This is a genomic window from Streptomyces sp. NPDC014861 (genome assembly GCF_043081625.1).
In the GTDB taxonomy this organism is placed as follows: Bacteria; Actinomycetota; Actinomycetes; order Streptomycetales; family Streptomycetaceae; genus Streptomyces.
Genome location: NZ_JBIBWV010000024.1, coordinates 17,207 through 40,018, shown reverse-complemented (window position 1 = coordinate 40,018; position 22,812 = coordinate 17,207). Strand labels below are relative to the sequence as shown.

The following is a 22,812-nucleotide window of genomic DNA, read 5'->3' as shown; positions in this document are numbered from 1 at the left end:
GAAGCGGCGAACCGATTTACGAGCGGCTTCCGCGCCGCCCGCGGCGGCCTCCGCGTCCGCGGCGTCGGCTTCCGCGTCCGCCGCGCCGGCCGGGGCGCCTTCCGGTGGCCGGATTGTGAGGGCTTGGGCCCCTTGCTCACGGAGTGTTCCGGGTCCGTGTCTAGAGTGCACCTCATGTCCAGCCCCCAGTCCTCCTCCAAGACCCGTCCCGCGCTGATCGTCGCCGGTGTGGCCGTCGCCGCCGCGCTGGCCGCGCTCGCCTCGTACACCGCCACCAAGCCCGCGGGACCGTCCGCCTCCGGCTCCTCGACCGTGGCCGAGGTCACGGCCGACCCGGCCTCCGGGGTCTACCCGGAGCTGGAGAAGTACGCCCGCAGGGACGCGTCCGACGGGCTCGCCCTGGGCCGCGCCGACGCGCCGGTCGTCCTGATCGAGTACGCCGACTTCAAGTGCGGCTACTGCGGGAAGTTCGCCCGGGACACCGAGCCCGTCCTGGTGAAGAAGTACGTCGAGAACGGCACCCTGCGCATCGAGTGGCGGAACTTCCCGATCTTCGGCGAGGAGTCGGAGGCCGTCGCGCGCGCCGCCTGGGCCGCCGGTGAGCAGGACCGCTTCTGGCAGTTCCACGCGGCGGCGTACGCGGACGGGGCGAAGGAGAAGGGCTTCGGCGAGGAGCGGCTGCGCGCCCTCGCGCGGGAGGCCGGAGTGCCGGACCTCGCCCGGTTCGCGAAGGACAGCGAGGGGAAGGCGGCCCGCGAGGCGGTCCGGAAGGACCAGGAGCAGGGGTACGCGCTCGGCGCCACCTCCACCCCGTCCTTCCTGGTCAACGGGCGGCCGATCGCCGGTGCCCAGCCGCTGGAGACCTTCACGGAGGCGATCGAGGCGGCGGCGGAGAAGGCGAAGGCCGGGCAGGCGGGGGCTCCGCGGTGACGGCCGGGATCGGCTATTTCGCGGCCTTCCTCGGCGGCCTCCTCGCCCTGCTCAGCCCGTGCAGCGCCCTGCTGCTGCCGGCCTTCTTCGCGTACTCGATCGAGACCCGGGCGAAGCTGGTGGCGCGGACCGCGATCCTCTACGCGGGACTCGCCACCACCCTCGTACCGCTGGGCGCCGCCGGCTCGCTGGCGGGACGGTTCTTCTACGGCCACCGGGACCTGCTGGTGGCCGTGGGCGGCTGGCTGATCATCGGGCTCGGCGTCCTCCAGGTCCTGGGCCTGGGCTTCGCCTCCCGCCGGATCGCGGAGGCGAGCGGCCGGATCCGCCCGACCTCGGCGTTCTCGGTCTACGCCCTCGGTCTGGTCTACGGCCTGGCCGGCTTCTGCGCGGGCCCGATCCTCGGCAGCGTCCTGACGGTGGCCGCGCTGAGCGGCAGCGCGGCCTACGGCGGTCTGCTCCTCGCGGTGTACGCGCTCGGGATGGCGGTGCCGCTCTTCGTGCTGGCGCTGCTGTGGGAGCGGTACGACCTGGGGCGGCGGCGCCTGCTGCGCGGCAGGCCGCTGCGCGCCGGGCGCTTCGAGGTCCATTCGACCTCGCTGGTGTCGGGCCTGTTCTTCGTGGCCCTGGGCACGCTGTTCCTCGTCTTCGACGGGACGACGGCGCTGCCGGGGCTGCTCTCGGTGGACGATTCCTTCGCCGTGGAGCAGCGGGTGGCCGAGTGGGGCCGGGCGGTGCCGGACTGGGCGCTGCTGGCCGGGGTCGTGGCGGTGGCCGGCCTGGTGGCGGCGCTGCGGGGCCGGGGGCGTACGCGCGGGGCGGAGCAGCCGGAATAGGAGAAGGGCCCCGTTCGTGAGAACGGGGCCCTTCTTTTTGTGGCTGGGGCCGGGGTCGAACCGGCGACCTATCGCTTTTCAGGCGATCGCTCGTACCAACTGAGCTACCCAGCCGGGGGTATCCCCCTGCTCGAAGAGCTTGGGGACGAAGCTGTTTCCAGCTTCAGCGACTCTGACGGGACTTGAACCCGCGACCTCCACCTTGACAGGGTGGCGAGCTAACCAACTGCTCCACAGAGCCTTGCTTGTGTGCGAGAACAAGTCTCGCACACGGTTGTGCGTGCCCCCAACGGGATTCGAACCCGTGCTACCGCCTTGAAAGGGCGGCGTCCTGGGCCACTAGACGATGAGGGCTAACGGCCCCACCTGGGCGCTTCATCAGCGCGTCGGGGACGTGAGAAGCATATGGGATGGCGGGCGGTATCGCCAAAACGGTTTCCTGGGAGGGGAGAATGGGCTCGTGCTGGAGATGACGCGCGAGGAGTTCGAGGAGCTTGTCGCCGAGGCCCTGGACCGGATTCCGCCGGAGCTGACGCGGCTGATGGACAACGTGGCGGTGTTCGTGGAGGACGAGCCCTCCCCGGACGACCCGGAGCTGCTCGGGCTCTACGAGGGGACGCCGCTGACCGAACGGGGCGAGTGGTACGCGGGGGTGCTGCCCGACCGGATCACGATCTACCGGGGGCCGACGCTGCGGATGTGCGAGTTCCGCGAGGACGTCGTGGCCGAGACCGAGATCACCGTGGTCCATGAGATCGCCCACCACTTCGGCATCGACGACGAGCGGCTGCACGCGCTCGGCTACGGCTGAGCCGCGCGGGCGGGGGCTGACGGACGGGCGGGTCCGGTCGAGGGCCGGGCCGGACGCCGGGCCGGCGCGGCCGGACGACGGGAGGGACCGGTCGGTGGCCGGGTGCGACCGGGCGCCGGGAGGGACCGGACGCCGGGTGGGTCCGGTCGGTGGCCGGGAGGGCGTGGTCGGCGGCCGGGAGGGTCTGGTCGGTGGCCGAAAGATCGCGGTCGAACAAGAGGCCGCCGCGCCGTGTCCCTTGCGGCGCCTGGGGAGTTGGGCAGGGGGACGCGTTCCTTCCCCGCCTTCTGTGTCCTGGAGGTGCCTCCGTGCGCCCTTTCCCCACCCGCGTTCGATGGGCCGCCGCCGCTCTCGCGGTCGCCGCGTGCGCCTCCTTGAGCGGCTGTATGAGTGTGAGCGACGACAGCGCCGAGCCGGCACCGAACGCGAGCGGGGGGAAGCCGGGCGCGTCGGCCCGGCCGGACGGCGGCTCCGGAGCGCCGGACGGCGGTGGGGGCGCGTACGACGGAGGGCAGGGCGACCGGCCCGGCGGCCCGGCTCCGGCGGGCGGTGACGGGAAGGCGCCGGTGCCGAGCGGTTCGCCCTCCGGCTCCGCCACGCCCGGTGCCGGCGCGGAGGCCTCCGCCTCCGCGGAGCCCGGCCGGCCGGTGCCGCCCAAGGCGCAGACCCCGGGCGGCGGCACGGGCGGCGCCACCGGCACCGGCGGCGCGTCGGGGGGCGCGGGCGGCGGCGGGGACGCGGGCGGGACCGGCGGGAGCGGTGGAGGCGGCGGGGACGGCGGCGCGACGGGCGGGACGGGCGGGACCGGTGGGGCGGGCGGGAGCGGCGACCCCGGCGGCACGGCCGGCGGCGCGCCGGGCGGCGGCGGGGGCACCCCCACGCCGGAGCCCACGCCCGAGCCGACCCCGACGCCGGAGCCGACCCCCGAGCCGACGCCGGAGCCCACGCCCGAGCCGACCTCCAACCCGACGGATCCGCCGAGTGAGGGACCCGCTACGCAGTTGGGCGGGGTGCGGGTCGCCGCTGCGGCTACGGAGCCGACCGCATCGCCGCAGGTGAGCCCGGTGTGAGCGAGGTGTGACCTGGATCGGTTTGCCTTGAGTGGGGGAGAGTGCGTATGGTGGTAGATCGTTTGATCCCATTTGCCCGGCGCCACGACCGAAGAGCGCCGCGACTGGCGCGTACTCTCCCTTGCCGTGGCTGACCGCATAGAGGCGGTCTTGTGCGAAACACGGAGTTGACGGGCGCGTGCCGAGACTCCGGAAGGTTTCGCATTTCGCATGTCCATTTCCAGTTCTGACCACGCCGTCATGCCCGAGAACGACGAGATCACCGAGATCGTCGAGCTGGCTGACGACGCCGACATCACCGTCGAGGCCGTCGAGGCCACCGATCTGACCGACGACGTCGACATCGACGCCGACGACGCCGACACGACCCCCGAGATCACCTTCGGTGACCTGGGTCTGCCCGAGGGCGTCGTCCGCAAGCTCGCGCAGAACGGCGTGACCACCCCCTTCCCGATCCAGGCCGCGACCATCCCGGACGCCCTGGCCGGCAAGGACATCCTGGGCCGCGGCCGCACCGGCTCCGGCAAGACCCTCTCCTTCGGCCTCCCGCTGCTCGCCACCCTGGCCGGCGGCGACACCGAGAAGAAGAAGCCCCGCGGCGTCATCCTCACCCCGACCCGTGAGCTCGCGATGCAGGTCGCGGACGCCCTCCAGCCCTACGGCGACGTGCTCGGCCTCCGGATGAAGGTCGTCTGCGGCGGTACGTCGATGGGCAACCAGATCTACGCCCTGGAGCGCGGCGTCGACATCCTCGTCGCCACCCCGGGCCGCCTGCGCGACATCATCAACCGCGGCGCCTGCTCCCTGGAGCAGGTCCAGATCGCCGTCCTCGACGAGGCCGACCAGATGGCCGACCTGGGCTTCCTGCCCGAGGTCACCGAGCTGCTCGACCAGGTCCCGGCCGGCGGCCAGCGCCTCCTCTTCTCCGCCACGCTGGAGAACGAGATCGACAGCCTGGTCAAGCGCTACCTGGTGAACCCGATCACCCACGAGGTCGACCCGTCCGCCGGCGCCGTCACCACGATGACCCACCACGTCCTCGTCGTGAAGCCGAAGGACAAGGCCCCGGTCACCGCCGCGATCGCCGCCCGCAAGGGCCGCACGATCATCTTCGTCCGCACCCAGCTCGGTGCCGACCGCGTCGCCGAGCAGCTGCGCGAGTCCGGCGTGAAGGCCGACGCGCTGCACGGCGGCATGACCCAGGGCGCCCGTACCCGCACCCTCGCCGACTTCAAGGACGGGTACGTCAACGTCCTCGTCGCCACCGACGTCGCCGCCCGCGGCATCCACGTCGACGGCATCGACCTGGTCCTCAACGTGGACCCGGCCGGCGACCACAAGGACTACCTGCACCGCTCGGGCCGCACCGCCCGCGCCGGCCGCTCCGGCGTCGTGGTCTCCCTGGCCCTGCCGCACCAGCGCCGCCAGATCTTCCGCCTCATGGAGGACGCGGGCGTCGACGCCTCGCGCCACATCGTCGGCGGTGCCGGCGCCTTCGACCCCGAGGTCGCCGAGATCACCGGCGCCCGTTCGCTGACCGAGGTCCAGGCCGACTCGGCCAACAACTCGGCCAAGCAGGCCGAGCGCGAGGTCGTCGACCTGACCCGTCAGCTGGAGCGCCTCCAGCGCCGCGCCGTCGAGCTCCGCGAGGAGGCCGACCGCCTCGTCGCCCAGGCCGCCCGCGAGCGCGGCGAGGACCCGGAGTCGGCCGTCGCCGAGGTCACCGAGGCCGCCGAGGCCGAGGTCGCCGCCGCCGCAGCCGAGGCCGAGCGCGCCGCCCGCGAGGAGCAGCGCCGCGAGGAGCGCCCGGCCCGTGACGAGCGGGGCAACTACGAGCGCCGCGACCGCGGTGGCTTCAACCGCGACCGTGACGACCGCGGTGGCGACCGTGGCGGCTTCCGCCGCGACAACGACCGTGGTGGCGACCGCGGTGGCTTCCGTCGGGACAACGACCGTCCGTCGGGCGGCTTCCGCCGTGACAACGACCGTCCGTCCTTCCGCGACCGTGACGACCGTGGTGGCGACCGTGGCGGCTTCCGTCGGGACAACGACCGTCCGTCGGGCGGCTTCCGCCGTGACAACGACCGTCCGTCCTTCCGCGACCGCGACGACCGTGGCGGCTTCCGTCGGGACAACGACCGTCCGTCCGGTGGCTTCCGCCGTGACAACGACCGTCCGTCCTTCCGCGACCGCGACGACCGTCCGTCGGGCGGCTTCCGCCGTGACAACGACCGTCCGTCCTCCGGTGGCTTCCGCCGTGACAACGACCGTCCGTCCTCCGGCGGCTTCCGCCGCGACGACCGTCCGTCCGGTGGCTTCCGCCGCGACAACGACCGTCCGTTCAACCGCGACCGCCGCGACGACCGCCCCTCCGGCGGTGGCTTCCGCCGCGACGACCGTCCGTCCTCCGGCGGTGGCTTCCGCCGTGACGACCACCGTCCGTCCGGCTCCTCCTTCGGAGGCGGCCGCCGCGACGACAAGCCCCGCTGGAAGCGCAACGGCTGAACCCGTGTGACCTGACACACCGCGAACCCCCGTGACATCCGCTGTCACGGGGGTTCGTCGCGTCCGGCGTACAACCGTCCGGGCCCCCGGAAGGTCTCGTACAGGGGCGCGTGGGACGCTCGTGCGTCCGGCGCGCACCCGCCGGTGATGGATCACCCCCCGGGGAGGGGCCTTCTTGTCTCGTACCGCAGCCGCGCGCAGGACCCGCACGCGCGCCGTCCTGCTCACCGCCGTCATGGTCGCCACCGGCGCAGGCCTCGCGCCGGGCGCGGTCGCCGCGCCCGGGGCGCCGGTGGTCGGCATCGACCAGCTCGACGTCACACCCACCTGGCGGACCGCGCCCCGCACGGAGACCGTCGTCGCCGTCGGCGCGGCCGGGTACGCCCACCGGGCCGAGGCCGACGACCGGCACGCGAGCGAACCGCTGGAGTGGACGGACTTCGCGACCGGCACCAGCCGGTCCCTCGGGCACGGCGGCAACGACGCCTTCGCCGAGTCCGGCACCGGCGGAAGGTACGCCTACGCGGACGACAGCGTCGGCGGGCGCTCCCTGATCGACCTGGAGACCGGTACGACGACGCCGCTGACCCTCCCGGAGGACACCTCGTACCGGGGCCTGATCGGCGACCGGCTGCTCTTCCAGCAGTACGTGCCGGGCACCTCGTCGGCCGCCACCAGCGGGTACTTCCTCCGGAGCGCGGGCGCCCCGAACGGCCCCTCGGTGCCCGTCACCGGCTGGCCGGCCGGCGTGGACCTCCACATGGCGCGGCTGGTGGCCGGGGCGCCCGGCGTGGCCGTCCTCCGGTTCTCCCGCGGCACCTCGGGCATGAACAGCGACTCCCTCCTCGGCGTCGTCGACCTGACGACCGGGGCGATGCGGGTGCTGGACGAACCGACCTCCGCGGACGGCGTGCTCGTCGCGGGCGTGGCCGTCACCGCCGAGCGGATCGCCTGGGTGGACCCCGACAGGACCGTCCACATCCGGACGCTCGCCGACCTCACCGGCCCGGAGACCGCCTACCGGCTGGCGGACGGGCTGAGCACCACCCGTATCGGCCTCGTCGGGGACTGGCTCCTGACCACGGCCGAGCCCGCGAAGGCGGGCGAGGACCTCACCCGCCGCCTGGTCGCCGTCAGCCCCGCCGGGCAGCAGCAGACGCTGCTCGCGGGCGCCGAGGAGAGGATCACCCAGTTCGGCGACGGCTCCGGCACGGCCGCCGTCACCGGCGGCACCTCCTCCACCGACTGGGCCGTCCTCAAGGCCGTCCCCGGCAAGGGCGGCGGCGCCCCGGTCCTGGAGAAGCTGCGCAAGGTGGCGCCCATGGCGACCGAGGTGGTGGCCCTGGCACTGGGCAAGGGCCGGCTCACCACCCTGGAGCGGGACGGCGGATCGGTGCCCGGCTTCCGGACCCGCTCGCTCCCGGTCGGCCCGCTCCACACCGGCGAGTCCGCGCCCGTCCCGGCCGGCACCGAGGCGGGGGCCGAGTGGTACGACACGCCGCTCTTCGACGCCGGCGACGGACGGACGGTCTCCTCCCCGCGGATCGCGTACATGCCCCGCGCGGTCATCGCCCGCAGGGCCGACGGCTCCACCACCCGGGTGGGTGTCGACGAGGCCGGCCGGCTCGCCGACGCGTCCGGCCGCTGGGCCGTCTACCAGACGGGCACGCCGGCCCCGCCCGGTGCACTCGTCGGCAACGGCGAGACCCTCGTCCTCGACCTGGACGGGCAGAAGACCGTCTCCCGCCAGAAGCAGGTCGCCGCCGCCCTGTCGGGCGACACCCTCTACACCGGCACGGGCACCGTGGGCCAGGTCGCCCGCAAGGACCTCGCCACCGGCAAGGCCCTCGGCACGCTGGCGACGAACTCCGGCTGCGCGCTCACCGAACTCCAGACGGCCGGCCGCTGGCTCTACTGGGCGTGCGCCGGCTTCACGAAGCACGGCGTCCTCGACCTGAGGACCACGACCGCGGCGCCCGTCGTCCTGCCCGCGGGCTCCACCGGGGGCGGTCTCCTGGGCGACGGCTACTTCGTCGACGAGTCCGGCGGGTACCTGCGCGTCACCCCCTTCGCCACCGGCAAGGCCGGCGCGCGGTACGTCCTGACCCGCGCCCACACCGTCTCCGCCCCGCGCCGCACCGGCTGGACCGTCGACCGCTTCGGTGGCGCGGTCGCCTACCGGGGCGACGACGAGCGGGTGCACGTGGTGTGGACCGAGCTGCCCACCTCCGACCTGACCGTCGCGCACGCGTCCGCCCCGGCGAGCCTCGGCTTCCCCGGCACCTGGAAGGGCTCCTGGACGCTCTCCAAGCCCGCCTCGTCGTACGAGGTGAGCATCCAGAACGCCTTGAACAGGAAGCCCGTGCGGACCCTGCGGGGGAAGGAGACACGCGGCCGGATCGACTTCACCTGGGACGGCCGCGACACCGCCGGCGTGCCCGCGCCGAGCGGGCCGTACGTGTGGGAGCTGCGCGCCACCACCGCCGACGGCAAGGGCCGCGACCTGTGGACCTCCGGCGCGCTGCGGCTCTCCGGCAGCCGGCCCGCCTTCCGCGACCTCGCCGGCGGCGACGCCCAGGGCGAACTGCTCGCCGTGGACACGGCCGGCGCGGTCTCCCTCTACCGGGGCGACGGCTGGGGCAGGTTCGGCCCCCGCACCCCGGGCTCCGGCGGGACCTTCCCGGCCGGCACCCTCCTCGTGCCCTTCGGGGACGTGAACGCCGACGCCTGCGCCGACGTCCTCGGGCGCGTCGGCGGCGAGCTGCGGGCCTACCGGCCGGGCTGCGGCAAGGTCGTCACCGGCTCCTCGCCGTACACCGTGATCGGATCCGGCTGGAGCCAGTACGACGTGCTGACCTCGCCCGGTGACGTGAACGGGGACGGGTACGCCGACCTCGTCGCGCGTCAGACCTCCACCGGCGACATGTACTTCTACGCCGGCACCGCCGACCACCGCCTGAAGAGCCGGGTCCGCATCGGCACCAACTGGAAGCTGTACAAGCGGATCACCGCCGCCGGCGATCTCGACGGCGACGGTCGCGGCGATCTGCTCGCCGTCGACGGCTCCGGTGTGCTGTGGTCCTACTTCGGCACCCCGTCCGGCGGCGTCACCCCGCGCACGAGCGTCGGCGGCGGCTGGCAGATCTACACCGCCCTCCAGGGCACCGGCGACCTCAACGGCGACGGGACGAGCGACCTCGTCGCCCGCGACGCCTCCGGCCGCCTGTACGCCTACTACAGCCACGGCAGCGGTCGCACCGGCGACCGCTTCGGATTCCGCGAACTCCTCGGCTCCGGCTGGAACACCTTCCGCGCCCTCTTCTGACGCCCTGTCGCCGCGCCCCCCGCCCCGGGGGCGCGGCGCGGCGGGATCCGATACCCGATCGGTTCCGCGAGCCCGGCGGGCTATGCTGCACGGAGTGCTCGCACACGGGCCGTTAGCTCAATTGGCAGAGCAGTGGACTTTTAATCCATTGGTTGTGGGTTCGAGTCCCACACGGCCTACCGAGTGGGGGAGGGCAGACCCTCCGACCCGCGGGAAGCGCCCCGACCGGTCTCGACCGGCCGGGGCGCTTCGTCGTTCCGGGGCGGTCGAACCGTCAGGAGGCCGGAACGGTGTCCGTTTGATCGTTTGAGCGGGGGGCGGCGAGGATAGGGGCGCCGGGAGCGGTCTGTCCATCGACCGGGGAGCCGTCGACCCGTCACCACCGCCGGCACCGGGGCGTCCGCGCGCGGAACCCTGGGGGCGGGGCGTTTCGTCGTTCCGTCGGGCGGCTGCTTCAGTGGGGTGGTCCGCGGGAGCGTGGGGGAGTGTGGAAGACGGAGGTGGGGTCGTGAACGGGGCTGTGCGGCGGTGGGACGAGGGCGGCGCGGGCGGTACCGCGCGGGACCTGGCGCGCTGGGCGCTGGGCGCGGCGGCGGGGGCCGTGGTCGTCCTGCTCCTGGCGGTGGGTGTCGGCGGGGTGCTGGAACTGCTCAGCGGGCTCGTGGGGCTCGCGGCGGGGGCCGTGGGGCTGTGGTGGGTCGTCGCCCACCGGGGACCCCTGCGGGTGCTGGGGTCCGTGCTGGTCGTGGGGGCGCCGGTCGCCGTCCTCGTGCTGTACGTGGTCGGGGGGCTGTGGCTGTTCGCGCTCGCTGCGCTCGCGCTGTGGGCCGTCGCGCTGGGGTGCGCGCGGGAGGCGCTGCGCAGGCCCGGCGAGGCCGTGGACGCGCCGGCGCCGGCGCGTCCCGCCGAGCGGCCCCGGCAGGCGGTGCTGATCATGAACCCGCGGTCCGGCGGCGGGAAGGTGGAGCGGTTCGGGCTCGTGGCGAAGGCGGAACGGCTGGGCGCGCGGGTCGTGCTGCTCGATCCCTCGGCGCCCGCCGACGTCGACGCGCTCGCCCGGAAGGCGGTCGCGGAGGGCGCCGACCTGCTCGGCGTCGCGGGCGGCGACGGCACCCAGGCGCTGGTGGCCGCGGTGGCCGCCGAGCACGACCTGCCGTTCCTGGTGATCTCGGCCGGGACCAGGAACCACTTCGCCATGGACCTCGGCCTGGACCGGAACGACCCGGCGGCCTGCCTGGACGCGCTCACCGACGGCGAGGAGCTCCGCGTCGACCTCGGCACGGTCGCCGGACGCCCGTTCGTCAACACGGTGTCGTTCGGGGTGTACGCGGATGTGGTGCAACGGCCGGAGTACCGCGACGCCAAGGCCGAGACCGCGCTCGACGCGCTGCCCGACCTGCTCCAGGGCGGGCAGGGCGACCGGCTCGACGCGAGCGCCGACGCCGTCCGGCTGCCCGGCCAGCAGGCGATCCTGGTGAGCAACAACCCGTACGCCGCGCCCGATCCGCTGAGCGCGGCCGCCGGGCACAGGACCCGTCTGGACAGCGGCCGGCTCGGGGTGATCGGCGTGCGGGTGGACGGCCCCGCGCACGCCGCCGAGCTGGTCGTACGGGGAACCCAGTCCGCGGCGCTCAACGTCCTGACCGCGCTCCGCGTCGAAGTCCATGGAGGCGTCACCAACACCGGTGTGCCGAAGGCGGAGGCGACCGTGCCGGTGGCGGTGGACGGGGAGGCCCTCGTCCTGCCGACGCCGGTCGTCTGCGAGCTGCGGCCGCGTGCGCTGCGGGTGCTGGTGCCGCGCTCCCGGCCGGGAGTCGTTCCGCCGCCCCCGCCGTTGGACTGGCGGCGGATCGTACGGCTCGCCTTCCCCGAACACTACGGCTCCGGTCCCGCGTACCGGCCGGAGCCGTCCGAGGACCCCTACAGGAGCGGCGCATGAGTGACGAGAGCATGTACGAGACCGGGCCGGGGCCCGGTGCCGGACCCGGGACGGAGTCCGAGGAGGCGGCGCGGCGGCGGCTGCGGGACCGGCCGAGGGAAGCGGTCTTCACCGCCCGGGCCGTGCTGCACGATCTGCGGGCCGTGGACGGCGCCCTGTACGCGGCGGTGGCCGCCACGCCGACGCCCGCCCTGGACGTGGGCCTGCGCCGGCTGTCGAACGCCGCCGACCACTCCAAGATCTCCTTCGCCGTCGCCGCCGGACTCGCCCTCTTCCCGGGCAGGCCGCGCCGCGCCGCGGCGGCGGGCGTCGGCGCGATCGCGATCGCCTCGGCCACGGCCAACCTCCTCGGCAAGCGGCTGGTCCGCCGGCGGCGGCCGGACCGGGAGGCGGCCCGGGTGGTGGTCGGCCGGCACGTCCCGATGCCGGAGTCGGCCTCGTTCCCGTCCGGGCACACCGCCTCGGCGGTCGCCTTCGCCACCGCCGCCGGCGTCGTCCTGCCGCCCGCGGCCGTGCCGCTGGGGCTGCTGGCCTCGGCGGTCGGCTACTCCCGCGTCCACACCGGGGTCCACTACCCCGGCGACGTCGCCGCGGGCGCGGTCCTCGGCCTCGCCAGCGGCACCGCGGCCCTGGCCGTCGGCGCCTCCCTCATGCGGGCGCGCCGCCCGAGCGCCTGACGGCGCACCGCGGGGCGCCCCCGGCGGGCGTCCGGTCAGTCCGGGTGGACGGCGCGGGCCAGGGCCTCCTCCGGGATGTCCAGGGCGGCGATGCGCTCCGGGTCGGCGAGGACGTGGAGCTGGACGATGCGGTCGCCGACGACGGTGAAGGCCATGAGCGCGGTCGGCCTGCCGTCGACCACCGACAGGACGGCCGGCAGGCCGTTGACGACGAGCGGCAGCGACGCCTTGCGGAAGCTCGCGTACATGAGGGCCTGGCGGATGATCGCCTCGGCGCCGTGGACGACCTTGGAGGCGCCGGCGAGGAGCGGGCCGCCGTCGGCGCGCAGCACCGCGTCCGGGTCGAGGACGGCCAGCAGCCCCTGGAAGTCGCCGCCCTGCGAGGCGGCGAGGAAGGCGTCGGCGATCTCCCGCTGGCGGCGCGCGTCGGGGCCGGGCCCCGGGGCGGCGTCCTGGACGCGGCGGCGGGCCCGGCTGGCCAGCTGCCGGGTCGCGGCGGGGGTGCGGTCCACGATCCGCGCGATCTCGTCGAAGGAGACGGCGAACATGTCGTGCAGCACGAAGGCCAGCCGCTCGGCCGGGGCCAGCGTCTCCAGGACGACGAGGAGCGCGAGGCCGACCGACTCGGAGAGCTCGGCGGAGTGCTCCGGGTCGCCGGCGGCGGGGACGTGGACGATCGGGTCGGGCACGTAGTGGTCGAGCGGGTCCTCGCGGCGGGAGCCGCGCGAGCGCAGCATGTCCAGGCAGACCCGGCCGATGACCGTGGTGAGCCAGCCGGTGAGGTTGGCGACCCCGCCGACGTCGGTGCGGTTCAGCTTGAACCAGGTCTCCTGGACCGCGTCCTCGGCCTCGCTGAGCGAGCCGAGCATGCGGTAGGCGACGGCCCTGAGGTGGCCGCGGTCGGCGTCGAAGCGGCGCGCCAGCGCGTCCGCCTCCGCGGCCGGTCCGCCGCCGGTCGCCTCCACCGTGCTCTCGTCCATCCCTCGATCTCCCCCTTCGCGTCCCGTCATGTCTCCATGACGGATCGAACCCCATGGATGTGACGCCGGAGCGGTGGCCACGCGCGCGCGTGCCCGTGTCGGTACGGGAGCGGCGCGCACCCCGTATCCGCTCGATCCGGTCTCGCGCCGTGAGATCCACGTCGGCCGGATGTGATCGCCCGGGTTTCCCCGGTCGAGTCGGCTGGCCGCCGTGGAACGCCACTTCAGCGCGTTGATCTTCGTCCGTAGATTGATCACCATGACGACGACAGACGCCACGGTCAACCCCGTCCTGCGCACCCCGCCGGCCTCGCCCGCCGCCGCGGCCGCCTACTTCTCGGCCGCCCTGGCCTTCCACGCGGACGTCTCCGACGTGGCCGCCGCCCTGGCCGCCGTCCGCGCCGACGGCACCGACCCCGGCTTCGTGGTGATCGACTCCCGCTCGACCGCCTCCTGGGACCAGGGCCACATCCCCGGCGCCGTCCACCTCCCCACCGCGCTCATCCCCGAGCAGGCGGAGCAGCTCCTCGACAAGGCCGTCCCGGTCGTCACCTACTGCTGGGGCCCCGGCTGCAACGGCGCCACGCGCGCGGCGCTGGCCCTCGCCGAGCGGGGCTTCCAGGTGAAGGAGATGCTCGGCGGCTTCGAGTACTGGGCGCGGGAGGGCTTCCCGTACGAGACGTGGGAGGGTCCCGCGGAGCGGGCCGCCGACCCGCTGACGGCGCCCGTCGACGCCGAGGACTGCGGCTGCTGAGGAATCGGATTTTGGATCCAGCGACCCATGCCGTAGAGTCATATTCACCGACGCGGGGTGGAGCAGCTCGGTAGCTCGCTGGGCTCATAACCCAGAGGTCGCAGGTTCAAATCCTGTCCCCGCTACTCAGTAGCCCGAAGGCCCGGATCGTCTCCGACGATCCGGGCCTTCGGCGTTCCCGGGAGCGCCCGCCGCAGCGGCTTGACCTTTACGCAACGTCAAGTTCTACCGTTCTCGGCATGGAGTGGTCGATCCAGGAGATCGCCAGGAAGGCCGGCACCACCAGCCGCACGCTCCGCCACTACGGCGAGCTGGGGCTGCTGGAGCCGAGCCGGATCGGCGCGAACGGTTACCGGTACTACGACCAGGCGGCGCTCGTGCGCCTGCAGCGGATCCTGCTGCTGCGCGAGCTCGGGCTCTCGCTGCCCGCGATCGCCGAGGTCCTCGAAGGCCAGCGGGACACCTCGGCCGCCCTGCGCACGCATCTGGCCCTCCTCCAGCAGGAGCGCGAGCGCATCGGGCGGCAGATCGAGGCCGTGCGGACCACTCTCCACAAGACCGAGAGAGGAGAACAGCTCATGGCCGAGGAAGTCTTCGACGGCTTCGACCACACGCGGTACGAGGCGGAGGTCACCGAACGGTGGGGCCGCGACGCGTACGAGCGGGGGGACCGCTGGTGGCGGTCGCTCGGCGAGGCGGAGAAGAAGGAGTTCATGGAGACGCAGGCGGCCATCGCCCGCGACTTCGGCGCGGCGGCCGCCGCCGGGCTCGCGCCCGGCAGCGACGAGGTGCAGGCGCTGGCCCGGAGGCAGTACGACTGGCTCTCCGGCACCACGCGGCCGACGAAGGAGTACCTGATCGGGCTCGGCCGGATGTACGTGGACGACCCCAGGTTCACCAAGAACTACGACCGGCACGGCGAGGGCACCGCGGTCCTGGTGCGCGATGCCCTGATCCTCTGGGCCGAGCGGAACCTCTGACCGCCGGAACCCGGAGACGCCCGCGAGCCACGGCACCGCCGTGGCTCGCACTCCGCCGCGCGGACCCGGGCGGCGACCGGTGGGGGCCGGTGGCGACCGGCGGGGGCCGCCGCGGGTCGGGGAGAGGAGGGCGGCCGGGTACGGGGCCGGGGCGGGGGGCCGTGCACCGGTGCGGGAGGACGGCCGGGTACGCGGACGGGCGGCGCCCGGAGCCGTACGCCCGGTCGGCCCTCCGCCGGTCGCCGCCCGGGCGCGGCGCGGGGACCCTGGGAGGGTGCGCGGCGCCGGGCCCGGCGGCGGGCCGGCGACCGGGCAGGAGTACGCGGTGACACACCCTCGGGGAGCGGCGGGCCGCGGGCGGCGGGGCGGGGAGCCCCGCCGCCCCGTCCGGCCCGCCGCTCCCCGGACGCCGTACGGCGGCGGGCCGCAGCCCCCGGCCGCGCCCTTCGGGGCCACCCGGAGGTTCCTGCGGGCGCTGCCGCCGCTGATCATCGTCGGCGGGGTGTTCTTCGACGTGGCCACCCCGGCGGCGTACACGGCGGCGCCGCTCTTCTCCGCCGCCCCGCTGGTCGCCGCCCCGTTCTTCTCCCGGCTCACGACCCTGCTGACCGGGATCGCGGCCGTCCTGGCCTCGGTCGGGCTGCACGCGTACAACGACACGCTCTCCGACGTGCCCTCGCTCACCGAGACCCTCACCGTGGTGACGGTCTCCGCGCTGGCGCTGCTGATCAATCTGGTCGTGCGGCGCAGCGGGGAGCGGCTGGCGTCGGCGCGGGTGATCGCGGAGGCGGCGCAGCGGGCGGTGCTGCCCATGCCGGCGGAACGGATGGCGGGGCTCCAGTGCGCGGCACGCTACGAGGCGGCGCAGGCGGACGCGTTCATCGGCGGCGACCTGTTCGCCGTGCAGGACACCCCGCACGGGGTGCGGCTCGTGGTCGGGGACGTGCGGGGCAAGGGGATGGACGCGGTGGAGGCGGTGGCCGTCGTCATCGGCGCCTTCCGGGAGGCGGCCGAGCAGGAGGCGACGCTCGAAGGGGTGGCGCAGCGGCTCGAACGGGCGCTGACGCGGGAGGGGAGCCGGCGTGAAGGCCTCGACGCCTTCGAGGGGTTCACGACGGCGGTGCTCGCGGAGATCCCGCGCGAGGGAGGGAGCGTGCGCCTCGTGAACCGCGGCCATCCGCCGCCGCTGCTGCTGTACGGGGACGGGCGCCTGGAGGCGGTCGAGCCGGCCGAGGCGGCGCTGCCCCTGGGAATGGGGGAGTTGGCGGTCTGGGCCGACCGGGCCGACGAGCGGCCGTATCCGCCGGGCGCGACGCTGCTCTTCCACACGGACGGGCTGTCGGAGGCGCGGGACGCGTACGGCGTCTTCTACGATCCGGCGGCCCGGCTCCGGGGTGCGGTCTTCCCCGGGCCCGAGGAACTGCTGGACGCGCTCGTGGACGACGTGCGGCGGCACACCGGCGGCGGGTCGACGGACGACATGGCGCTGCTGGCGGTGAGCCGTCCGGCGGCGGGGGCGCCCGAGCGGCGGCGGACGATGCCGGTGGTCCCGCCCGGTCCCGCGCGCTGACGGAGGGGCGCTGTCACCGTCCGTGCTCGCGAGGTGCCACAGAGATAACAATTGACATAACGTCAGATCTCGCAGGTTTGGCCGGGCCTCACTGAACGGGGGTCAACTCGGGCGAATCCCTGCCAATTCAATGAATGATCAAGAGCAGCGGCTTGGAATCGGACCACCGTGTCTATTAACGTTCGATAACGCAGCGCGGTCGTCCCAGCCGTCGCAAGAGACGGCTCCGTGCGCACACGCCGAATCCCGAAAGGGAACCGGGGAACCATCCCTTGGGGTGAATCGGGCCCCTCGCACGCCCCCTGTGCGAAAACGCCCGTAGGAGACCTTCCTGCTCCGAACCCGTCAGCTAACCCGGTAGGCGAGAAGGAAGGAAAGGAGCGCGCCTCCGTGGCGTCCAACACCCCCGTACCCGGAGCCCCCTTCGAGCCCTTCGGCGGCCCGGGTGCCGTCGGAGCGGACGACCCGGCCGGCTCCGCGCCGGGCGCGTACGACCCAGCCTCCTTCACCCCCGCACCCGGGGAGTGGAACCCGACCGAGGGCTCCCTGCGCGCCGAGAGCCGCAGCGGCGGCCGGCACCGGGTCGTGAAGCAGCGCTCCAACTTCGCCCGCTCCTCCACCGTCCTCGGCGTCGGCGTCATCGCCGCCGTCGGCGCGGGCGGCCTCGCCACCGCGCAGGAGAAGCCCCCGGTCGCGATCTCCCTGCCGGACCTCCCCGACCTCGGCCTGCCGGACGCCCACGACCTGCCCGGCGTCGGCGCCCTGCTGTCCGGCGGCGAGGACGAGCCCGCCCCCGCCCCGATCGAGGACACCGTGGCGGTCGCCGCGGGCGGCGCGGCCGCGAAGCCGCTCACCTCGATCACGTACACCGCCCCGGCCGACACCGCCGCCGGCACCGAGGCCGCGGAGCGCACCGCCTCCGCCGCCGACGCGGGCGAGGCCCTGCGCGCCCGCATCCTCCAGCAGGCCGAACAGCAGCAGCAGGCCGCCGCCGACGCCGAGAAGCTGGCCGCCGAGAAGGCCGCCGCGGAGAAGGCCGCGGCGGACGCCAAGGCCAAGGCGGACGCCGCCGCGAAGGCCGAGGCCGCCGCGAAGGCCAAGGCGGAGGCCGAGGCGGAGGCGGAGCGGATCGCGAAGGAGAAGGCCGAGGCCGAGCGGATCGCCGCGGAGAAGGCGGAGGCCGAGCGGCTCGCCAAGCTGGCCGCCAGCTACTCGATGCCGCTCTCCTCGTACACGCTGACCTCCACCTACATGCAGTCCGGTTCGATGTGGTCCTCCGGCTACCACACGGGCCTCGACTTCGCCGCTCCCACCGGCACCCCGCTCAAGGCGGTGCACGGCGGCACCATCACCTCGGCCGGCTGGTCCGGCTCGTACGGCTACCGGATCGTCCTCCAGCTGGAGGACGGCACCGAGATCTGGTACTGCCACCTCTCCTCCATGACCGTCGCCGCCGGCCAGACCGTCACCACCGGCGAGACCATCGGCCGCGTCGGCGCCACCGGCAACGTCACCGGACCCCACCTCCACCTGGAGGTCCACACCCCGGACGGCTCGGGCATCGACCCGGCCGAGTGGCTGCGGTCCAAGGGCCTGTCGGTCTGAGTCCGTCTTCCGGTCGGGGTTCAGGCTCCCCGATCGGAATACGCCCGGCGGTGCACGGAGTTGATCGCTGCATGACGTCACCTCTGCGCCCGCTGGGCACCTCCGACCTGCATGTCTTCCCGCTCGCCCTCGGGGGCAACGTCTTCGGCTGGAGCGCCGACGAGGAGCGGTCCTTCGCCGTCCTCGACGCCTACGCGGCCGCCGGCGGCAACTTCGTGGATACCGCCGATGTCTATTCGGAGTGGGTCGAGGGCAACGAGGGCGGTGAGTCCGAGACGATCATCGGCCGCTGGCTCGCCGCCCGGGGCAACCGCTCCGACATCGTCGTCGCCACCAAGGTCGGCGCCCACTCCCGCCTCAAGGGCCTCTCCGCCCCCACCATCAAGGCCGGCGCGGAGGAGTCCCTGCGCCGCCTCGGCACCGACCACATCGACCTCTACTACACCCACTTCGACGACGAGTCGGTGCCGGTGGAGGAGATCGTCACCGCCCTCGACCAGCTCGTGAAGGACGGCAAGGTGCGGGCCGTCGCCGCCTCCAACATCTCTCCGGAGCGACTGCGCGCCTCCCTCGACTTCGCCGAGGCCGAAGGACTCACCCGGTACGTGGCGCTCCAGCCCGAGTACAACCTCGTCGCGCGGGAGAAGTACGAGGGCCCGCTCCTCGACACCGCCGCCGGCACCGGCCTCGCCGCCGTCCCGTACTACGGCCTCGCGTCCGGCTTCCTCACCGGGAAGTACCGGCAGGGCAGGACCGTCGAGAGCGTCCGCGCGCCCCGCGCCTCCGCGCTCGCCGGGACCGCGCGCGGGCAGGCCGTCCTGGCGGCGCTCGACGAGGTGGCCGAGGCGCACGGCGCCGAGCCCGCGACCGTCGCCCTCGCCTGGCTCGCCTCCCGCCCCACCGTCGCCGCGCCCATTGCCTCGGCCCGCACGGTCGAGCAGGTCCCCGCGCTGGTCGCGGTCGCCGACCTGACCCTCACCGACGCCGAACTGGCCCGGCTGACGGCCGCCTCCGAGACGCCCGAGGACTGACCGGACCGGTCGGCGGGGCCGGTCCCCGCAGGGGTCGCAGCCGCCGCAACCGGTCCGCCTCGCACCCCGGCGCGTACCGGTCGGCGGGGGCCGGTCCCCGCAGGGGACGCAGCCGCAGCGTCGGACCGGTCGGCGGGGCTAGCCCTTGTAGGGGTTGTAGCCGCCGTAGTCGAGGTACTGCGGCGGCACCCACACCCGGCCGGTGGCCCGCGCCGCGTACGAGAGCGCGGGCGAGGCCGTCGCCCGGCGCTCCCACAGGTGGTGCAGCAGCTCCTGCTCCCGTGCGGCGAAGTCCGGCACCGGAACCGTGCCCCGGCGGGCCCGCTCGCGCAGGAAGGCGAGGGTCGTGGCGAAGGACTCGTACTCGCCGACCGTCCGCGCCCCCGCCTTCCCGTACGTACGGGACGCCACCGCGCGCGCGGTGCGGCGGGCCCGCATCGAGGAGAGCGCCAGCGGCTCCTCCGGGGAGAGCCAGCCGGCCGCCGCGTACGCCGGAAGCACCCCGGCGATCGTGCGCAGCTCCTTCTGCCGGCTCCACACCGCGAGCCAGGTCAGCAGCCCGAAGGCCGGGACCATGAAGACCGCGTACACGGCGTAGAAGGCGAGCGGGCCGCCGAAGGTCGCCGAGCCGTTCCACAGCGCGTGCACCCCCATCGCGAGCAGCAGCCCGGCGAGCGGCAGCAGCACCCGGCGCAGCCGCTTGCCGCGCGGGGCGAGCGCGGCCAGGCCGAAGCCGATGCCGGTGAGGACCGTGAAGAGCGGGTGCGCGAACGGCGACATCACGACCCGGACGAAGAAGGTGCCGGCGGTGACGGCGCCGATCCCGCCGTCGCCGAGGTCCTGGTCCTCCCCGAAGGCGGTGCCCAGGTAGAGGATGTTCTCGGTGAACGCGAAGCCGGTCGCGGTGAAGCCGGCGATCACCACCCCGTCGACCAGGCTCCGGAAGTCCCGCCGCCGGAACAGGAAGAGCAGCAGGATCGCGGCGGCCTTCGCGGACTCCTCGACCACCGGCGCGATCACGGTGGCGCCGAGGTCGTCGGCGGAGCGCGGGTCGGCGGTCGCGGTGGCGATCCAGCGGACGGCGAAGGAGTTCGCGAGGATCGCGACCAGGGCGGCGGCGAACGCGCCCCACGCGAAGGCGAACAGCAGGTTCTTCCACGGGCCCGGCTCGACCCGGTCGAGCCAGCGGAACGCCGCCATCAGCAGCGGTACGGGCAGGACCGCGAGGCCCAGCCCGACGAGGAACCCCTCCGTGCCGGTCTGCTCCCGCACCAGCGCCAGGATCACCAGGGCGCAGAGCGCGAGGAGCACGATCAGGGTGACGGCCCGGACGATGCGGCTCCGCCAGAACGCCCGCCGCGGCCGGTACCGCCACTGGCTCCGGTCGGCGGCCACGGCGAACGAGGGCTCGTCCCCGTCCCGCTCGGGCACGTCGGCGTGCGGAGGGGACACCCGGGTCTCGACCGCGGGCGGTCCGGCCTGCGACGGCAGGTGCGCCGGGGGCAGGTCGGGCGGCGTGGACGGCTCGGGCGACGACGAGGCCGACGGCAGGGATTGCGACACGCCTCGACCCTAGCGACCGCCACCGACAGGGGCGACGGACTTGCGCACCCGGGACGCCATCCTCCGGAAAGGCCCCTGGACGAGGCTCCCCGCAGGAGCTCTCCGGAGGGCTCTCCGGAGGGGGGTTTCTGCGAGGGGCTCTCCGGAAGGGGCTCTCCGGAAGGGGCTCTCTGCGAGGGGCTCTCCGGAAGGGGCTCTCCGCGAGGGGCTCCTTCCTTCGGAAGGAGCTACTTCCTCCGGAAGAGGAGGTCGTGGACGAGGTGGCCCTTGTCCAGGCCCTGGCCCTCGAACCGGGTGAGCGGCCGGAAGTCGGGGCGGGGCGCGTACCCGCCGTCGGCGGCGGTGTTCTCGAAGTCGGGGTGCGCGGACAGCACCTCCAGCATCTGCTCCGCGTACGGCTCCCAGTCCGTGGCGCAGTGCAGCACCCCGCCCGGCTTCAGCCGGGTCGCGAGCAGGGTCAGGAACTCGGGCTGGATGAGCCGCCGCTTGTGGTGGCGCTTCTTCGGCCAGGGGTCGGGGAAGTAGACGCGGCAGCCGTCGAGCGCGGCCGGGTCGAGCATCTCGCGCAGCAGGATGATCGCGTCGCCGTTGGCGACCCGGACGTTGCTCAGGCCGTTGCGGTCGGCGAGCCCGAGGAGGTTGCCCTGGCCGGGGGTGTGCACGTCGACGGCGAGGATGCCGGTGCCGGGGTCGGCGGCGGCCATCTGCGCGGTCGCCTCGCCCATCCCGAAGCCGATCTCCAGGACGACGGGCAGGTCGCCGAACATCTCCCGGAGGTCCAGCACCCGCTTGCCGTCGATGTCCAGGCCCCAGTCCGGCCACCGCTTCAGCATCGCCTCCGCCTGCCCGGCGGTGACCCGGCTCCGCCGCGGCTGGAAACTCCGGATCCGCCGCTCGAAGTGGGCCCCGGCGGGGTCGGGCGAGGGCCCTTCCCCGGGCGCGAACATGCGGCTGCCGCGGCGGGCGACGGACTCGGTGCGATTCTCATGCTGCTCAGACACAACGGCCCATGGTACGGGCCGGCCCGGCGCAGGGGGGTCAGAGGAGGACGAGGGCCCGGCGGGCGATCTCCCGGCCGATGGGGAGCGAGGCCGTCGCGGCGGGCGAGGGCGCGTTCAGGACGTGGACTGCCCGCGCCGACTCCCGGATGAGGAAGTCGTCCACCAGCGTCCCGTCCCGCAGCACCGCCTGCGCCCGCACGCCGGCCGCCGCCGGCCGCAGGTCCGACTCGTCGACCCCGGGCAGCAGCCGCCGCACCGCCTCGGTGAAGGCCCGCTTCGACAGGGAGCGGCGCAGCTCGCCCGCGCCGTACCGCCAGTGCCGGCGGGCGATGGTCCAGGAGCCGGGCCACGCGAGCGTGCCGGTGAGCTCGCCGGGGCGGACGACGCCCCAGTCGTACCCCTCGCGCGCCAGAGCCGGCACCGCGTTCGGCCCGATGTGGACGCCGCCGTCGATGCCGCGGGTGAGGTGCACGCCGAGGAACGGGAAGGCGGGGTCCGGCACCGGGTAGACCAGGCCCCGCACCAGCGAGGGGTCGGCCAGCTCGTAGTACTCGCCCCGGAAGGGGACGATCCGCATGCCCGGGTCGTCGCCGGTGAGCCGGGCGACCCGGTCGCAGTGCAGCCCGGCGCAGTTCACCAGGACCTTGCCCCGCACGATCCGCTGGTCGGCGGTGCGGACGGCGACGCCCCAGGGGCGCCGGTCGATCGCCGTGACCTCCGCGCCGTAGAGGATCTCCGCGCCGGAGGACTCGGCGAGCTGCCGGGCGACGGACGTGTAGTCGACGATGCCGGTGGTGCCGACGTGGATCGCGGCGAGGCCCCGCACCCGCGGCTCGTACTCGGTGATCTGCGACGGCCCGAGCTCGCGCACCGGGATGCCGTTCTCCCTGCCGCGCTGGACCAGCGCGTGGAGCCGGGGCAGCTCCTCGCGCGCGGTGGCGACGACGAGCTTGCCCGTCACCTGGTGCGGGATGCCCCACTCCGCGCAGAACTTGACCATCTCGGCCGCGCCCTCGACGGCGAACCGCGCCTTCAGGGAGCCGGGCCGGTAGTAGATGCCGCTGTGGATGACGCCGCTGTTGCGCCCGGTCTGGTGGCGCGCGGGGCCCTCCTCCTTCTCCAGGACGGCGACGCGGGTGCCGGGCGCGGCGCGCTGGAGCGCGTACGCCGTCGACAGACCGACGATCCCGCCGCCGATCACCAGCACGTCACAGTCAAACACCAGCGCCACCTCC

17 protein-coding genes, 5 tRNA genes and 1 riboswitch are annotated in these 22,812 nt (G+C 74.5%); of the genes, 15 read left to right on the top strand and 7 right to left on the bottom strand.

Annotation, left to right across the window (positions count from 1 at the left end; translation table 11 throughout):
- The first annotated feature begins 174 nt into the window (after positions 1 to 174).
- A complete protein-coding gene (locus ACF1BN_RS31380; RefSeq protein WP_392334973.1) occupies positions 175 to 930 on the top strand; it encodes a DsbA family protein in 756 nt (251 codons plus the stop codon).
- Positions 927 to 1,766 (top strand): cytochrome c biogenesis CcdA family protein, encoded by an 840-nt coding sequence (locus ACF1BN_RS31375; protein WP_392334972.1) that lies wholly within the window; start codon positions 927 to 929, stop codon positions 1,764 to 1,766. The genes ACF1BN_RS31380 and ACF1BN_RS31375 overlap by 4 nt, the downstream gene beginning before the upstream one ends.
- A 40-nt stretch (positions 1,767 to 1,806) precedes the next feature.
- On the opposite strand, the gene ACF1BN_RS31370 is transcribed toward ACF1BN_RS31375, so the two are convergent.
- From ACF1BN_RS31370 to ACF1BN_RS31360, 3 genes are all read right to left on the bottom strand, one after another.
- Positions 1,807 to 1,880 (bottom strand) — tRNA-Phe (locus tag ACF1BN_RS31370).
- Between the two features lie 53 nt (positions 1,881 to 1,933).
- Positions 1,934 to 2,007, bottom strand: a tRNA-Asp gene (locus ACF1BN_RS31365).
- A gap of 40 nt (positions 2,008 to 2,047) precedes the next feature.
- Positions 2,048 to 2,120 (bottom strand) — tRNA-Glu (locus ACF1BN_RS31360).
- 106 nt (positions 2,121 to 2,226) lie between these two features.
- Here ACF1BN_RS31360 and ACF1BN_RS31355 point away from each other — a divergent pair.
- The 7 genes from ACF1BN_RS31355 to ACF1BN_RS31325 all read left to right on the top strand — a co-directional run bounded on the left by ACF1BN_RS31355 (position 2,227) and on the right by ACF1BN_RS31325 (position 12,093).
- Complete coding sequence (locus ACF1BN_RS31355) at positions 2,227 to 2,577, top strand: metallopeptidase family protein (protein ID WP_392334971.1); 351 nt, start codon at positions 2,227 to 2,229, stop codon at positions 2,575 to 2,577.
- A gap of 386 nt (positions 2,578 to 2,963) precedes the next feature.
- Complete coding sequence (locus ACF1BN_RS31350) at positions 2,964 to 3,647, top strand: hypothetical protein (RefSeq protein ID WP_392334970.1); 684 nt, start codon at positions 2,964 to 2,966, stop codon at positions 3,645 to 3,647.
- A 210-nt stretch (positions 3,648 to 3,857) separates the two neighbouring features.
- Positions 3,858 to 6,152, top strand: a complete 2,295-nt coding sequence (locus tag ACF1BN_RS31345; protein ID WP_392334969.1) for a DEAD/DEAH box helicase — start codon at positions 3,858 to 3,860, stop codon at positions 6,150 to 6,152.
- A 175-nt stretch (positions 6,153 to 6,327) separates the two neighbouring features.
- Entirely contained in the window at positions 6,328 to 9,477 is a 3,150-nt protein-coding gene (locus ACF1BN_RS31340) for an FG-GAP-like repeat-containing protein (protein ID WP_392334968.1), read from the top strand.
- Between the two features lie 106 nt (positions 9,478 to 9,583).
- Positions 9,584 to 9,656: transfer RNA gene (locus tag ACF1BN_RS31335), tRNA-Lys, on the top strand.
- A 329-nt stretch (positions 9,657 to 9,985) separates the two neighbouring features.
- Positions 9,986 to 11,416: a diacylglycerol/lipid kinase family protein gene (locus tag ACF1BN_RS31330; RefSeq protein ID WP_392334967.1), complete on the top strand. Its 1,431-nt coding sequence runs from the start codon at positions 9,986 to 9,988 to the stop codon at positions 11,414 to 11,416.
- Positions 11,413 to 12,093, top strand: a complete 681-nt coding sequence (locus ACF1BN_RS31325; protein ID WP_392334966.1) for a phosphatase PAP2 family protein — start codon at positions 11,413 to 11,415, stop codon at positions 12,091 to 12,093. Before ACF1BN_RS31330 ends, ACF1BN_RS31325 begins: the two co-directional genes overlap by 4 nt.
- 35 nt (positions 12,094 to 12,128) lie before the next feature.
- On the opposite strand, the gene ACF1BN_RS31320 is transcribed toward ACF1BN_RS31325, so the two are convergent.
- Positions 12,129 to 13,073 carry a sigma-70 family RNA polymerase sigma factor gene (locus ACF1BN_RS31320; protein ID WP_392334965.1) on the bottom strand — a complete coding sequence of 315 codons (945 nt, stop codon included), beginning with the start codon at positions 13,071 to 13,073 and terminating at the stop codon, positions 12,129 to 12,131.
- 259 nt (positions 13,074 to 13,332) lie between these two features.
- On the opposite strand from ACF1BN_RS31320, the gene ACF1BN_RS31315 reads away from it, so the two are divergent.
- The 6 genes from ACF1BN_RS31315 (at position 13,333) to ACF1BN_RS31290 (ending at position 19,013) form a co-directional block, all read left to right on the top strand.
- Positions 13,333 to 13,827, top strand: a complete 495-nt coding sequence (locus ACF1BN_RS31315) for a rhodanese-like domain-containing protein (RefSeq protein ID WP_392334964.1) — start codon at positions 13,333 to 13,335, stop codon at positions 13,825 to 13,827.
- A gap of 51 nt (positions 13,828 to 13,878) precedes the next feature.
- Positions 13,879 to 13,952: transfer RNA gene (locus tag ACF1BN_RS31310), tRNA-Met, on the top strand.
- Positions 13,953 to 14,066: 114 nt separating this feature from the next.
- Positions 14,067 to 14,807 (top strand): MerR family transcriptional regulator, encoded by a 741-nt coding sequence (locus ACF1BN_RS31305; RefSeq protein ID WP_392334963.1) that lies wholly within the window; start codon positions 14,067 to 14,069, stop codon positions 14,805 to 14,807.
- Positions 14,808 to 15,132: 325 nt separating this feature from the next.
- Positions 15,133 to 16,377 carry a PP2C family protein-serine/threonine phosphatase gene (locus ACF1BN_RS31300; protein WP_392334962.1) on the top strand — a complete coding sequence of 415 codons (1,245 nt, stop codon included), beginning with the start codon at positions 15,133 to 15,135 and terminating at the stop codon, positions 16,375 to 16,377.
- 227 nt (positions 16,378 to 16,604) lie between these two features.
- A riboswitch (cyclic di-AMP (ydaO/yuaA leader) is annotated at positions 16,605 to 16,756 on the top strand.
- A gap of 11 nt (positions 16,757 to 16,767) precedes the next feature.
- Positions 16,768 to 17,982: a M23 family metallopeptidase gene (locus tag ACF1BN_RS31295; RefSeq protein WP_392334961.1), complete on the top strand. Its 1,215-nt coding sequence runs from the start codon at positions 16,768 to 16,770 to the stop codon at positions 17,980 to 17,982.
- Between the two features lie 71 nt (positions 17,983 to 18,053).
- Entirely contained in the window at positions 18,054 to 19,013 is a 960-nt protein-coding gene (locus ACF1BN_RS31290) for an aldo/keto reductase (RefSeq protein ID WP_392334960.1), read from the top strand.
- 138 nt (positions 19,014 to 19,151) lie between these two features.
- Here the strand turns inward: ACF1BN_RS31290 and ACF1BN_RS31285 are convergent, their stop codons facing one another.
- The 3 genes from ACF1BN_RS31285 to lhgO all read right to left on the bottom strand — a co-directional run bounded on the left by ACF1BN_RS31285 (position 19,152) and on the right by lhgO (position 22,799).
- Positions 19,152 to 20,444 carry a PrsW family intramembrane metalloprotease gene (locus ACF1BN_RS31285; protein WP_392335038.1) on the bottom strand — a complete coding sequence of 431 codons (1,293 nt, stop codon included), beginning with the start codon at positions 20,442 to 20,444 and terminating at the stop codon, positions 19,152 to 19,154.
- A 359-nt stretch (positions 20,445 to 20,803) separates the two neighbouring features.
- Positions 20,804 to 21,523 carry a tRNA (guanosine(46)-N7)-methyltransferase TrmB gene (trmB, locus tag ACF1BN_RS31280; protein ID WP_392335037.1) on the bottom strand — a complete coding sequence of 240 codons (720 nt, stop codon included), beginning with the start codon at positions 21,521 to 21,523 and terminating at the stop codon, positions 20,804 to 20,806.
- A 91-nt stretch (positions 21,524 to 21,614) separates the two neighbouring features.
- Positions 21,615 to 22,799, bottom strand: a complete 1,185-nt coding sequence (lhgO, locus tag ACF1BN_RS31275; protein WP_392334959.1) for an L-2-hydroxyglutarate oxidase — start codon at positions 22,797 to 22,799, stop codon at positions 21,615 to 21,617.
- Positions 22,800 to 22,812: the final 13 nt, after the last annotated feature.